This is a genomic window from Bartonella raoultii, from assembly GCF_019659805.1.
In the GTDB taxonomy this organism is placed as follows: domain Bacteria; phylum Pseudomonadota; class Alphaproteobacteria; order Rhizobiales; family Rhizobiaceae; genus Bartonella; species Bartonella raoultii.
On record NZ_JAIFRO010000003.1, the window covers coordinates 1 to 13,781 of the forward strand.

Annotated in this window: 14 protein-coding genes and 1 pseudogene; 10 read left to right on the forward strand and 5 right to left on the reverse strand. The window is 41.8% G+C overall.

Annotated elements, in window-relative coordinates; translation table 11 throughout:
* The 5 genes and pseudogenes from K3248_RS02720 to K3248_RS02740 form a co-directional block, all read right to left on the reverse strand.
* A pseudogene (locus K3248_RS02720) lies at positions 1–338 on the reverse strand (YfjI family protein); the annotation flags it as partial.
* 427 nt (positions 339–765) lie between these two features.
* On the reverse strand, positions 766–1,158 hold the full coding sequence (locus K3248_RS02725) for a hypothetical protein (RefSeq protein WP_220716836.1): 393 nt from the start codon (positions 1,156–1,158) through the stop codon (positions 766–768).
* Positions 1,159–1,409: 251 nt separating this feature from the next.
* Positions 1,410–2,201, reverse strand: a complete 792-nt coding sequence (locus tag K3248_RS02730) for a DUF7146 domain-containing protein (RefSeq protein ID WP_220716837.1) — start codon at positions 2,199–2,201, stop codon at positions 1,410–1,412.
* Positions 2,202–2,301: 100 nt separating this feature from the next.
* Positions 2,302–2,502, reverse strand: a complete 201-nt coding sequence (locus K3248_RS02735) for a helix-turn-helix transcriptional regulator (protein WP_220716838.1) — start codon at positions 2,500–2,502, stop codon at positions 2,302–2,304.
* 210 nt (positions 2,503–2,712) lie between these two features.
* The gene (locus K3248_RS02740) at positions 2,713–3,879 is read right to left on the reverse strand and encodes a tyrosine-type recombinase/integrase (protein WP_220716839.1); all 1,167 of its coding nucleotides are present in this window, start codon (positions 3,877–3,879) and stop codon (positions 2,713–2,715) included.
* A 204-nt stretch (positions 3,880–4,083) separates the two neighbouring features.
* Between K3248_RS02740 and K3248_RS02745 the strand changes: the two genes are divergently transcribed.
* The 10 genes from K3248_RS02745 to K3248_RS02790 all read left to right on the forward strand — a co-directional run bounded on the left by K3248_RS02745 (position 4,084) and on the right by K3248_RS02790 (position 13,694).
* The gene (locus K3248_RS02745) at positions 4,084–4,371 is read left to right on the forward strand and encodes a hypothetical protein (protein WP_246588250.1); all 288 of its coding nucleotides are present in this window, start codon (positions 4,084–4,086) and stop codon (positions 4,369–4,371) included.
* A gap of 8 nt (positions 4,372–4,379) precedes the next feature.
* On the forward strand, positions 4,380–5,519 hold the full coding sequence (gene bgtC / locus K3248_RS02750) for a gene transfer agent tail collar protein BgtC (RefSeq protein WP_220716840.1): 1,140 nt from the start codon (positions 4,380–4,382) through the stop codon (positions 5,517–5,519).
* 9 nt (positions 5,520–5,528) lie between these two features.
* The gene (locus tag K3248_RS02755) at positions 5,529–5,750 is read left to right on the forward strand and encodes a hypothetical protein (protein WP_220716841.1); all 222 of its coding nucleotides are present in this window, start codon (positions 5,529–5,531) and stop codon (positions 5,748–5,750) included.
* A 34-nt stretch (positions 5,751–5,784) separates the two neighbouring features.
* Positions 5,785–11,286 (forward strand): phage major tropism determinant, encoded by a 5,502-nt coding sequence (locus K3248_RS08620; protein WP_246588251.1) that lies wholly within the window; start codon positions 5,785–5,787, stop codon positions 11,284–11,286.
* Between the two features lie 74 nt (positions 11,287–11,360).
* Positions 11,361–12,023: a gene transfer agent endolysin BgtA gene (gene bgtA, locus K3248_RS02765; RefSeq protein ID WP_220716842.1), complete on the forward strand. Its 663-nt coding sequence runs from the start codon at positions 11,361–11,363 to the stop codon at positions 12,021–12,023.
* Positions 12,020–12,247, forward strand: a complete 228-nt coding sequence (locus tag K3248_RS02770) for a hypothetical protein (RefSeq protein ID WP_220716843.1) — start codon at positions 12,020–12,022, stop codon at positions 12,245–12,247. Before bgtA ends, K3248_RS02770 begins: the two co-directional genes overlap by 4 nt.
* A 116-nt stretch (positions 12,248–12,363) precedes the next feature.
* Positions 12,364–12,594, forward strand: a complete 231-nt coding sequence (locus tag K3248_RS02775; protein WP_220716844.1) for a hypothetical protein — start codon at positions 12,364–12,366, stop codon at positions 12,592–12,594.
* Positions 12,595–12,696: 102 nt separating this feature from the next.
* Positions 12,697–12,942, forward strand: coding sequence for a ribbon-helix-helix domain-containing protein (locus K3248_RS02780; RefSeq protein WP_220716845.1), 246 nt, complete (start codon positions 12,697–12,699; stop codon positions 12,940–12,942).
* Between the two features lie 2 nt (positions 12,943–12,944).
* Positions 12,945–13,214 carry a type II toxin-antitoxin system RelE/ParE family toxin gene (locus tag K3248_RS02785; protein WP_220716846.1) on the forward strand — a complete coding sequence of 90 codons (270 nt, stop codon included), beginning with the start codon at positions 12,945–12,947 and terminating at the stop codon, positions 13,212–13,214.
* Between the two features lie 111 nt (positions 13,215–13,325).
* On the forward strand, positions 13,326–13,694 hold the full coding sequence (locus tag K3248_RS02790) for a helix-turn-helix domain-containing protein (protein WP_220716847.1): 369 nt from the start codon (positions 13,326–13,328) through the stop codon (positions 13,692–13,694).
* Positions 13,695–13,781: the final 87 nt, after the last annotated feature.

Consider the following 13,781-nt stretch of genomic DNA (forward strand, 5'->3'; position numbering starts at 1 on the left):
TTATTGTCTCCAGAGATTTCGCGAATATAGTTACAACGACATAAAAGCTCTAAAGCTTGCTTAACGGCTCTATTGTCTTTTAAATGCGTCCAACTTCTTTGATGAATATCACGTAAAGTAAAAACATTGGGTAAATAATCACAGCGTTCAACAATCAATTTTGCATGCTCTGCTGTTAATGTATCCCCCGCCGCATAAAGACGTTTTGCGTGACTTATCAGATATTTTTCCCAATACAAGGCTTTCTCAAGGGCATTTCTATTGATTTCAAAACGCCCTCCTTCACACAGTTCAAAAATCAACGCAAGGGTTGGAATAGTTTTATCCATCTTCAAAAGACTTAGAGAGAATAGCAAGGGCTTATTCATCGTTTTTATTTTTGAATATTTTGTAGGTTTGTTTTTTCTAGTTGCTCCATTTTTGATACTATTTCTTTTAAAAACTATAGGAGAATAGCTGATGTCCCATAGCTAAATGCTTTCCAATAATGAGCGATACAGAGATTGGAACAATTCTCCAATCATCATTCTATTTTGAAGCTATGCGAACACTATTAGCGATAATCATAGATAAACTCTATATAGAGATAGAAACAAATTATGAAGGAAAGAGATAAATAGGTTTAATTTGCAACCGAATAGCTTTTTAACACAATAAAAGGTAGTGAAATAAGCATAACCATTTTTGTAAATTCATCACATATTGTTATTAATGTTCTTCATAAGTATTTTTTGTAAAAGCATGCGATTACGTAGTTTAAGAAAATTATTGCCATGGACCACTATAGTCATTGCTGTATTTTGAACTATCGCTTTCTTTATCACGACCCATATCTTGTTCCCTAAATCTCTCACATAGACATATAATTGAAATCACTAAACAAGAAATTACGAGTGCAGCAGCATATCCTTCTTTCAAAGCATAAACAAAATTTGGATAGTTTTCTCCAATAATGCAATGAAGATTTGAAGTACGACCACGTCCTAGACGAGCTGGTTCGCAAGATCCATCCATAGGTGCTAAAAGAAAGAATACTGTAGTACCGCCCAAAGTTATTAATAAAGATGGAAAAAACGCCCACTCTTTAAATCCAAAATAATGCCAAAAAGCTAAAAATAAAAAGAGTATTATAGCTATCAATATTACTATAGGTGTCATTTTCTCTTAACTCGTTAGATTATTCATGGAGCTTATGAATGATTCCTTTTATTATATCAATATGTATTATATTTAGGCGTAATATCCATTTTATTATTAGAAAAATGATATAATAAACAACTTTGTAGTGATAATAGGGGATAAAATTATATACAGTTTTATCCTTATTTATCTGTATTGTATGTAATTATAGCGTTGTGTAATGTGGAATGCCGATTTTTTTATTTAAAGGGGCATTAGATAGAAAATCATTAAAATAGGTTCCTTTTGGAGCTTGCATCATCGCCGTCCATTGCAATTGTCAGACGTGCTTTTATGGGGGGTAAATTCATACGCATCATGCCACTAGTCGAAAGAGACGCCCATACATTCACGGGCTCTGATAACAAACCAGACAGTAAGGAAAGACCGGTTTCAATGCCTTCACAAATAACCAGATGTTTTGGATTAGCTTGGCTTAAATGTACAGCACCGCCCATGACAGAACCCAACATGGCTTTTGCTGGTTTCTGATCTGTTTTGCAGCCATTGGTTTGTAAAAAGGTCCTATGAATGGCAAAAGAGCCAGCCCCCTTAACAAGAGCAACCAACGCGGGCAGTGTTATCCCTAATGGGTGTGGACATTTGTCGTGAAAACGTAAATCAGCAGGCAATTCACAAGTAATCCCCCGCATACGTAAATAGGTTTCTGCTAAAGTATCTTTTATTGGTTGGCTTTGTTGCCAAATCTTTTGTGCTCTTTCTGCTTTCTGCTTTACTCGTTTGAGATCAGCAGAAAACTGTTTTGAGAAAGAAAGCGTGTGATCATAAGCTTTATCAAAAAAGGCTTGTTTCCCCAGCAAGCCAATTCTTCTAAGCGCTTGTATGATCTCTTTAAAAGAGCAGCCCGCATAACAAGTGAGTAAGAGACGCCCATCATGTCCATTAGCAAGAGATAAGCTAGGCAATTGATCATCATGGGCTGGACAACGGGCACTTCCATAATGCCCATGCCAAACCCCACGCAAGGCATTTGTGATGCCCTGAGAATTTTCATAAAACATTATTATTGTCCTGTTACTTGCGTCACAGAACGGATTTTGCTATTCATTCTTTGAGTGAAAATGGAAAGCCTTGTCCGTCCTTACGTGACAAGGTTTTCTTTTATGCGACGTCGTTATAACGTTGCTGTTTAGCTTGTTCGATTACATTCAAAAGATCCGATTGTAACCAACGCGATAAAAAACCAAATTTTAAAGGTTTTGGGAGAGAGCCATTGGTCACATGACGGCGGAATGTTGAAACACTCATATGAAGCAATTTTGCACTTTCACGGTCAGTTAAAAGAATATTGTTTTCTGTCATATTAAAATCCTTTCAAATATTAAAAAATGATACCAAATCATGCCTATTTATTAAGCACATTTTGGAATCATTGGAAAGCTATTTAGTCTATAGAAAACAGTATTTTATCATACATTTTCTGATGTGATAATTTATGAGTCTTATTGAGAAAGAATGAGAGAAGAGAGAGAGCAAGTTATCCACAGATAATGGGGTATTACACCCCATATCTTAAGCTTGACCGGTGACATAAGCCGCCCATTTATCCATATAGACACGGCGCTGTTCTAAATAATCCGTACGACGATAGGCACGCTCTACTTTACCGCCGACCGTATGAGCTAGAATAGTTTCAGCGACCTCATAGGGGGCATCGGTTGTTTCAGCAAGCCAATTGCGTAAACTAGAACGAAATCCATGGGGGCAGGCATCACGTTTATTGTCTCTCATATATTGAGCCATACACTTATCAGCGAGGGGACCTCGACCGGTTGCAGAAAAGAAGAAATCATTACGAGAAAGCAATCGTGCTTGTTTTAAGATTTCTAATGCTTCAGATGATAGAGGCACGCGAAATTCTTTTGTTGTATCACGCCTTCCTTTCATATTTTCAGCAGGGATAGTCCATATATCCCCCTCAACTTGATCTTTATGAATATGGCGTATAGGATTTGTACGAACACCTGTCAGAATAAGCAGACGCAATGCTAGTTGTGTTAGGGTTGATGCTTCGCAAAGCGTTTGATAAAAAGCAGGAACATCTCTCCAATCCATTGCTGATCTATTAGTGGTTTTATGGAGTTGTTTACCTAAGAGCGCGCGTGCTTTTTCTGTTGCCTGTAAGTCAACATTCAATCCCAGAGCAGCCGCATGTTTAAGACAAAGATTAAGACGGTTCAGTGCTTTACGAGCTGTATCAGCTTTTGTATGCCAAATAGGGACAAGCGTATTGCGTATTTCTGTTTGTGTAATCTCAGAAACGGGCAAACAGCCTAATTTAGGGAGAATATGAAGGCGTAATGGTAAAAACCAACTTCCATTTTGACCATCCCCTTTTAATTCAGCTTTACGAGTTTCAAAAGTCTCTAAAGCAATATCTTTTAGATAATGGAGATTGCTTATTGTTTCACGTTTTTGTTTTTCACGTTCTTTAATGGGGTCACGCCCTTCACGAAGAACGGAACGCCACCCCGTTACCAATTCACGGGCTTGTTTTAAAGAGACATCTCTTAAATCACCCAAGCCCATTTCGCGGCGGCGCCCATGAAGAGTATAACGGTAAATCCATTGAGCACCTCCATCTTTACGTTTGTGAAGAAGCAAGCCGGCACCATCATTATATTTGCCAGCCCCCAATGTTGCGACAGCCCTTGCATTAAGACGGTTCATAAGGACCATTTTTACTCCTTTCTTATACAAATTTGATCCACACACTCATCCCGCTTGTGATGTGCAAATGAGTGATTTTTATTGATGCAAGATAAACAGATTTGAAATAAGGGAATCTTACGTTATTCGGGACTCTCATTCAATATGAATAATGCTAGATTATCATTATAAATCAATGTCTTGCCTATTCTAGGCACGTTACAGAAGGATTCGATGAAGATCCATAGCCATGGAGGAAGCAGTTTTTCTATTTTGAATAACGAAGGGGATAGCGAAAGTTGGTATGGTTATAGCACGATTATTTGGGGCTATATGTTCAATGAGCAGCAAAGAGCCAAACTTGCAGAACGGCTTGGTGTTCGGGTTGAGGATATACGTGTTCACCATAAGATAGCTTTTCCCCGTTCTCATCTTCATATGCATGATGTTGTTTTGGAGGGTTCCGGTTCGGGGGAAACACGTCCTGTCAATATAGCTGTACGCTTTGGAATTAAGACGTGAGGGGTTTTATGTCGACGGTTTATGATTGGTCTTTAAAAGCCTTAGAGAATGGCAATGCGGATGCTTTGATCAATTGGTCAGAGGGTCAGCCTCCTAGTACAGTCAACAACAGCGCCCGTATGATGATGCAACGGATCAAAGAGTATCTCTTAGATACGGGAGGGGTTATTGAGAGTGTTTTTGTATATGATGAAGGACAAAGCACAACGTCGGTTCATTTGCAAAGTAGGTTGGCTTATCCTGCTTATAGGGACGGTCTTCATTTACGTTTTGTCTCACGTGGTCACAATAGAGGCGCGACGCGTGTTTCAGTTAATACTTTAACCAGCCAGCCTGTTTATAAGGCCACAGATAAAGGGCTATCGCTTTTATCAGGTGGTGAGTTCCAAGAAGGGTGTGTTTATAGCCTTGTGTATGATGAAGCGCTTTCAGGTTGGCAAGTTCTCAATCCTACCCGTGATCCAGTTCCAGCGTCAAAAACATTACCGACTGGTTTAATCGGTCCTTTTGCCATGCGCCATTTACCGGCTGGTTGGTTGTTGTGTGATGGTCAGGCTTATAGTCGTTTACACTATAGGTCTCTTTTTTCGAAGATAGGGACGAGTTGGGGGGAGGGAGATGGTGTAAGAACCTTTAATGTTCCAGATTTGCGTGGGATGTTTTTACGGGGTCTTGATGAAGGGCGCAATGTTGATCCTTGGCGTTCTTTTGCAAGCCAGCAAGAGCATTCTTTAAAAGCCCATGATCATTTTATCGGTTCTATAGCCCCTCATTCTCTCGCCTCCCGTAAGAAGCGTGATGTCTCTTCTTCAGATGCTTTAAAAAGAAGCAAGCGTTCTCTTGATAGCGATGAGGAATGTTTAGGATTGAGCGGGGATGCCTTGGAAAAGTGTAATCAAGAATTTGATGAAAGAGCGGGCGTTCCAGCGGCTCCAGAGGTTCCCTTTTGGTTTACAGAATCGGATAAACCGCCCCGTTTACCTTGGTTTATTCGGTCTCCATTTGCCAATTTTTTAATCTCTTCTACGCCGTTACAAGAGGGTTTGGATCGTCTTGCTCCTCATGAACATAGATTTCTTATCGACAGTTTTGGTGGAGAGGAAACGCGTCCAGTCAATGTATCGGTTGTATTTGGCATAAAGACATGAGGTTATGCGATGTTATCAAAACCCTTTGCGATTTCAGCTTTAAGTGACCCGTCTCAAGTACGGGTTGTTTTGTATTCCGGTGAGCGCTTTGTGCACGCCCCGTTAAATGGGGTTAGTGATCTTTTGAAAGCTGCTTTGCACTCAGAGCTTTCCGTTTCATTCAAGCGTTTAGAAACTGAATTACAAGCTTTGAGGGATGAAGTGGAAGAATTGAAAGCGTGTTTATTTTAAGGCTTTATGAAGAGTTGATGTAAGGAAGCAAGAAATGAGTATACCCCACCATACCCATGAATATTATCTCCCAACGGCAACCAAAGAAGAGATAATAGAGGGGCGTTCGCAAGATACGGTTGTTGTTCCCAAGTTGTTAGGGACGGCTTGCCTTTATTCTTATGAAACTTTTGCGCCGTTAGAACAGGTTGTCGATGTAAGGAAAGAAGTAGAAACGGCAACCGCCCGTGCAAATGGCGCCCAACAAAAGGCAGAAGAGTCCAAAAGACTATCAGAGCAGGCGCTTACAGAGGTGCAAAGAACGGTTGAAAGTGTTGGCAATGCGCTCACGCGTGCAAACAGTGCACAAGAGAGTGCAGGAAGAGCAGAGCAGACAGCTTCAGAAGCCAAAACAACAGCGGCAGAAGCACAATTGGTCTCGGCAGAAGCCAAGCTTAAATCGGAGGCAGCAGAAAGATTATCGCAAGAAACGCAAACGATAGCTTCAAAAGCCAAGAGAATATCGGAAAGCGCGCAAGCAGCTGTTGAGAAGAACATATCAGAAGTTGATACGGCGAAAGGTTTATTAAGCTCAGGATTGGCAACAGTTACACAAGCCAAGCAGGAAAGTGAGAGTGCATTGCGTATAGCAAGAGAAGCCAAGGCGGAATCCTCACAAGCCTTAACAGCTTCAGGATTAGCGCAGTCGACCTCAGAAGAAAGCAAGACAGTCTCACAACGAGCAGAAGCCAGTGCTAGAGAAGCCGAACAATCTTCTCTGATAGCAAAGAATGGAGCGTTAGAAGCCAAACAGATAGCTGATGCTGCAAAACTTCTCTCAGAAGAAAGCAAGACTTTGTCAGAACTTTCTAAGACGGCTTCAGATCAATCACTCTTGGTTTCGACACAAGCCAAGCAGGCCAGTGAAGAGGCCAGCAAGCAAGCCTCAGAAGCTTTAAGCAAGTCGGTTGAATCACGGGCATTGTCGGAGGAAGCCAAGAAAATAGCGACAGAAGGCATACGAGAAGTTAAGCAAGAGGTTTCGTCGATTTCGAAAGTAGCAATGCAAGCGGAACAAACAGCGACAGAGACGACGCAAGTCGCAGCCACAGCCGTTGCAACATGTCATGAAGTTAAGACAGTTTCTCAGAGAGCCAAGAGTGTTGCAGAAACAGCCCAGCAGGTAGCGACAGAAGCGAAGGAGTTAGCAGAATCTTTTAAGGGTGTAGCAGAAGGTGCATCTCGTACAGCCAATGAAGCCAAGGAGGCAAGTGAAAGAGCTTTGAGGAGCTCTCATCAAGCAGAATCTTCAAGCAACAGTGCTCAGCAGGTAGCGACAGAAGCGAAGCGTTTAGCAGAGCAAGCGGTCAGTTCAGTCACAGAGGTCACCAAGACCGCTCAACAGGTAGCAAGCTCTGTTGAGACAGCCGTTAGTCTGTCTCAAGAAACACGATCGCTTGCAGAGAGAGCCCAAAGTCTTTCTGGAGAAGCACAAGCTACGGCTTCAAAAGCATTATCGAAAGCAGAAGAATGCGAAGCCGCATCGGGTGAAGCCTCAAGAGTCTCTTTAGAAGCCAAGCAGATAAGTGAAACAGTGCAAGCAACAGTAACTTCTCTACAAAGCAGTGTTGATAAAGCAGTTTCAGAAGCAGCAGATGGCAAGAGTAAAGCAGCAGAAGCAAAACAGCTAGCATTGGAAGCGAAGGATGCCTCCACCAATGCCCTCACTTCTTCTAGGGATGCCAAGGAGCATTCTTCACAGGCGCTTACAACAGCCCATGATGCGAAGACAGCTTCCCTAGCGTCTCAAAAGAAAAGTGAAGAGGTTGCAGGTATAGCGAATGAAGCAAAATCTTTGGTTGATAGAGCGGTTTTGGATGCAAGCGCCGCCAAGCAGGCGTCGACAAGCGCGCTTACAGCCTCCAGTGATGCGAAGCAGCAAGCTTCTGAGGCTGTTGTTTTCGTTAAAGAGGCCAAAAGTGTTTGTGAAGAATCTAAGGCATTATCCGATAAAGCAATCAAGGTCTCTACGGAGGCCCAACAGGCATCGGAGGCATCACGAACCGCTTCTCTGGATGCGCAAGCAACAGCAGGCTTGGCATCTACAACAGCCAATGATGCGAAAAGCATAGCAGAGCGTGCACACAGTCTATCGGAAGAGGCAAAGAGCTTAGCGCAAGAAAGCAAAGCGCGTTTTGAAAGCGTTCAACAAAAGATAGAAGACATCAAAGAAGTTTCAGATACAGCTCTCTCCACAGCGAATGCGGCCAAACAAACAGGAGAAGAGACAAGCAAGCAAGCTTCAGAAGCTTTGACGAAGTCTGTTGAAGCCAAGGCTTTATCAGAGGAAGCGAAAAGTGTCTCAGAGACTGCTCGTAGGAAAGCGAATGAAGCAGAGCAGGCAGCGTCAGAAGCCTCAAAGGTCGCTTTAGAAGCAAAAGCAGTTGCAGAACGGGCTGTTGTTACGGATGGAGAAACCCTTCGAGGGGGAGAAGCGCTCAAAAGTTTAGTTGAAGAGGTAAAGAAGAAAGCAGAAACAGCAGAAAGTTTAGCTTCAGAAGCAAAAGAGAGCGCTTCACAGTCCTTGCTAGCTTCTAATCATGCAAGGAGTGAATCAGCAACAGCGGTAAATACAGCGAATGATGCAAAGAGTAAGGCAGAAGAAGCCAAGACCCTCTCAGAAGCGTCAAAGAGTATGAGCAGTGATGCAAAGCAATTGGCTACACAAGCCAAGGAAACCTTGACAAGCGCGCTTACAGAAACAAGGGATGTAAAAGAGCAAGTAGAGGCAGCAAAAAGAATATCAGAAGAAGTAAAGCAAGAGCTTATAGGATTAAAAACGTCATCAGACTTGGCATTATCGACAGCGAATGCAGCAAAAGCCACGGGAGATCAAGCCTCTCAACAGGCTACAGAAGCAAAGAGTTTAGCAGAAGATGCCAAGAGTGTTTCAGACAAATTACAGAGCAAAATAGATAAGATAGAGCAATTAGCAGAAAAAGCGCAAGAAACGGCTACAGCCTCCAAAGAAGCGGCTTCTTATGCGAAACATGATGCCGATCAAGCACAAAAGAAGGCGCAAAGTTCAGAGAATTTATCCTATCAAGCCTTAAATAAAGCCGAAGAAGCCAAGCAATCGGCGGATGGAGCGAGTATAAAAGCGAGCTTGGCAGAAATGGCAGCAGAAGAAGCCAAGAAAACCGCCGGCTCCACTTTATCGCAAGCTTATGCCGCCAAAGATGAAGCAGATAAAGCCAAGGAAATAGCGAATGGAGCAAGAATAAAATCCAGCTTGGCAGAGAGTGCAGCGGAAGAAGCCAAGAAAACCGCCGGTTCTTCTTTATCACAAGCTTATGCCGCGAAAGATGAGGCGGGTAAAGCCAAGGAAGCAGCACATGGAGCGAGTATAAAAGCGAGCTTGGCAGAAATGGAAGCAAAAGAAGCCAAGCAATCAGCAAGTTCAGCGTGGAGAGAAGCCAATGAAGCCAAAGATTCTGTAAAGACTATAAAAGAGAGCGTTTCCAATGCGAAAGATGATGCAGAGCAAGCGCGGCAAACAGCAGAAGAAGCCAAGCAATCGGCGGATGGAGCACGTCATAAAATCAATGATGTTGAACAGGTTATAGAGACGCTCAAAGCCTCACTTGATTTGGTAAAAACGGATGCATCAGGAGCCTTGTCAACAGCGCAAAAGGCAGAAACAGCCGCTTCAGTTGCGAAAGAAGAGGCAAGTCAAGCGCAAGAAGTAGGCAAGAATGCGAAGTCGACAGCAGATGAGGCGCTCACGAAAGCGACAGATGCCAAGAGCCATGCTGAATTGGCAAACACCACCTCCAATGAAGCCAAGACACTTGCCGAGCAAGCCACGAGCAGGCTCAATTCCCTGAATTTATCGGAAATGCGCCAAAGGGTTAATGCGCTTCAACAAAGTGTAGAACAAGCGCATCAATCGTCACAAACAGCGAGCAACAAGGCTGAAGAAGCGACCCAACAAGCAAGCCAAGCCAAGAGTTTGGCACAAGAAGCCAAGAATACAGCAGAAGGGGTAAAAAGTAGTTTAGAGACATTAAAAACGACATCAGAGCAAGCACAAGAGAATGCCTCTGAAGCCCTTCGTATAGCCAAAGAAGTCAAAGCCGCCTCAGAAGGTTCAGATGTTGAGGAAGATGAAGAAATAAGCGAAACGGCAGATGATGAAGCGATGGCCATAGCGTCCGATGCGCAAACAGTTGCTTATGATGCCCGCTTGAAAGCCATGTCAGCGGATATAAAAGCCGATAGAGCCGATCGCAATGCGCAGAATGCGAAGGAAGAAGCCAAGAATGCGCAGGAAAAAATCGCGGAAGTGAAGGAAGAAATTACAAAAGCGAAGAAAGAAATCGAAGAAGCCAAGCAAAGCGCGAGTCATGCAATACGAGAGAATAATAGTACGAAGAGATGGCTCACACAGACATTCCAAAAAACGGAGCAATTAGAAAAAGACCTAGACGATATGGATCTTTCTGTGAGCAACGTCTCTAATAACATCCGTACGGTCCAAACGAAGGTGGAAGAAGCAAAAACATTAGCACAAGAGTTCAAAACGGCTTGTGAACGTAGCGCTTCTGATCTTCTCAAAAAGTTAAGTTGGAATGTTTTTACCCAGTCCACGCCATTTCTGAAGACAGATATAACCAAACGGCTCATTTTAGAAGGAGAAACGCATATTTCTGTCAAGGATGGGAGTGATATACAGCTGGTCAGTTTTACGAGCAGTTCTACAGAGGTCGCGCTTCCTTCTTCAGGTCTTTCAGCCGGTAAGGATTATTATGTCTATTTGGTGAATGGGGGGAGAGAGGACCAAAAACTGATTGTGTCAGAGTATAAAAGTTCTCCCCGTGATGCAGACATTTCAACATATAATTGGAAGCAGATAGGCGGTTTTCATACGCTTTGTGCAGATGTTGGCTATTCTGCGTATCATCCTTTATCCGGTTATAAAGCAGGGGATATTTTACCCCGTTCTGTTTGGTGTCTCAATCATCGCCCGCATTGTTCCCCAGAAGGTATGGTCTACGATCCTAGAAGAGATCTTTGGGTGGATATCTATCTTCAATCCGGTAAGGGGGAAGATACCAAATCAGCCTATGGTGTTCCGATCACCAGCAATCGTTCTTATACAGATCATGCCAAGGATATGATGCAGGTAAAGAAAAGGTTATTGGGTCATGAGGATTTTCTTTCAGCGATGTATGGAAGCAATGAAAATAGCAGTATTGAGGGACAACAAGCGCCTACACCAGCCCATTCAGGAGGTCATAAGGATACACAAGAACGTCGTATGATTTCGCATATTGGTTGTGAGGATGGTTATGTTTCGCAATATTTATCAGAGTTTTTCCCCGTTCCCAATCAAAGTGATCCTTCAAAGAGTGATATGCATGTTTTGATTGGTGGTGGGAGTTGGCAGGATGGAGCAGAATGCGGTAGTTTTTTTCGTCAGAGCGTGCATTCTCGTAATTTTACGGATGAGAAGGTAGGAGCGCGTGGATGCTGTCGTCCACGTCGTTTTATTTGAGAAACTTCATAGAAGGATCCAGTCTCATTTTTATTCAGCCTCACTTTTGTGGGGCTTTTTTTATGGAGGAGCAAATGCGCAAGATATCGAAGGAAGGTTTAGAGCTTATTAAACAATGGGAAGGTTTACGCTTAGAGGCTTATAGAGATGAGGCATGTGTGTGGACGATTGGTTATGGTCACACCAGTTATGCGGGCAAACCTTTGGTGCATAAGGGCATGTGTATTACGAAAGAACAAGCCGAAGAGATACTTTGTAAAGATTTAGAGCAATTTGAGCATGCGGTAGAGCAGTTTGTCATGGTTTCGTTAACGGATGCGCAATTCGCGGCATTGGTGTCGTTTTGTTATAATGTAGGCACAACCGCCTTTTGCCAATCGACCTTATTAAAAAAGCTCAATAAAGGGGATTATGAAGCTGTTCCTACAGAATTACAGAAATGGAATAAGGTAGGAGGTAAACCGCTTCAAGGATTAGTCAATCGTCGCGCCGCTGAAGCAGGGTTATGGGCCAAGGGATCTTATGTTTGTTCCAATTATCAAAAGGTAGAAACGAAAGAGAGGAGCGGTTTGTTCAAGATAGAAGCGCTTGCACCGATTATAGGGTCCTGTTCAGGGCTTGGAGGGCTTTTTGCAGGCAATGGTCCTATCCAATGGGTTTTGGCAGGGATGATGGTTCTAGCTGCTGTAACAGGGGTTTTTATAGTCACAAAACGCTTTAAGGAACAGCGGTTATGATTTTATATCTTAAAAGAAATCTGTCTTTTCTGTTAACGGCTATAGCCGTTTTTTTTATAGCTTTGGCTAAAGCCTTTCACCTTGGAAAGAAGAGCGAGCGTCAAAAGCAGGTAGAGACAGCATTAAAGAGAGCGACAACACGTTTTGAGGTTGAAAATGAAGTTAATCAAAAAAGTGATAGTGGTGTGCGTGCTGCTCTGTCTCGTTGGATGCGGGACAAATAGATCAGTTTCTTGTGTTGGTTGGTTGCCCATTTATTTAGATCAACAGGATGTTCAGGTCATCAGTTCTCACCTCGCAAGGGATATTTTAAAGCATAATCAACAGGGGGCTCACGTGTGTGGTTGGCAAGATGGTTAAGAAACAAAGCAGAAAAGAACAAGATTTAACAGAAAAAGAACGCCAACTGCTCCTTGAGATGCTGGAGACCTATCAAGGCTTAAAGATGATGTCACGTCTTATGAAATGGGGAGCCTTTGCTGTCTTTATCTTTGTCATGGATTTTTCCCGTTTCATAGATGCCATAGAAAATAGCTTCTCACACTTAAAAAGATGGATAACAAAAAGTTAGATATTTCTTCTTTAAAAAAGAGATTGATATTAATCATAAGTTAAACTATGTTTAACTGTGTTATACAATATATAATCACTCAAATTTTAGAGAGGAGACATTATGAGTGTAAAAAGTGAACTTATAGCAGCTAAAGTAGATATAAATCTAAAAAGCGCATTTATGGCTATAGCTGAAAGAAAACATCGTCCAGCATCTCAAATTTTACGTGATCTGATTCGTATTTACGTTGAAAATAATAAAATACCTAATCAGGAAACGCTTGAAACTTTTCACAAAACAGACAGAAATGAAGATGTTTTTTATGCTAAAAATATTGCTGATTTGATGAAGCAACTGGACATCTAATTATGCGTTCAGTGAGTTATTCAGGAAAGTTTAAAAGGGATGTAAGACGGGCAAAAAAACGTGGAAAAGATATGCAAAAGCTTATAGAAGTTATGCAACTTCTAATTCATAAGCAGCAATTGCCGACTATTTTAAATGATCACGCATTACAAGGCAATTGGAAGCCTCGTAGAGACCTTCATATAGAGCCAGATTGGTTGTTAATTCATATAGTTGATGAAGAGCGTGTCCATTTTGATAGGACAGGTACGCACTCAGATTTATTTAAGTAAAAAGTCAATTATGAATTCTCAAAAAATTTCTGATTCGCAATAATTGAAGAAAATTTTGAAAATATTTGTTAGAATCAGAAGAAATCTTTCTTCTCTAACAGGACTTTTTAGATGGTTACACCATTTGGTAAAATCTTACGAAAACTTCGTATTGATCACTCAGAACGCCTTTTAGATATGGCTAAAAAATTAGGTGTATCTGTAGCGTTTTTATCTTCTGTAGAAATTGGCAAAAAATCAGTACCTATTGGAATGGAAGAGAAGATCATAGAGCTTTATAGCTTGGATCAAGAGAGAGCTAGTCTCTTAAGAAGAGAGGCTGATGCTTGTCGTAAGAGTTTTACCATTAAATCTTCTGATTCATTTCGTTCTGAAATTCTTGGTATGTTTGTTAGAAGTTTAGAGAGTTTTTCATCACAAGACTTAGTAGAATTTAAAAAATTCTTGGAGACAGTTAGCAAAAAAGGAAGTGCTTTTTAGCTATATATTCGAAAATCCTATTCCCATACTGTTATTCTAGCATCCCTTATTGTTATTTATATAAATAAAATCAATATGTTATTGATA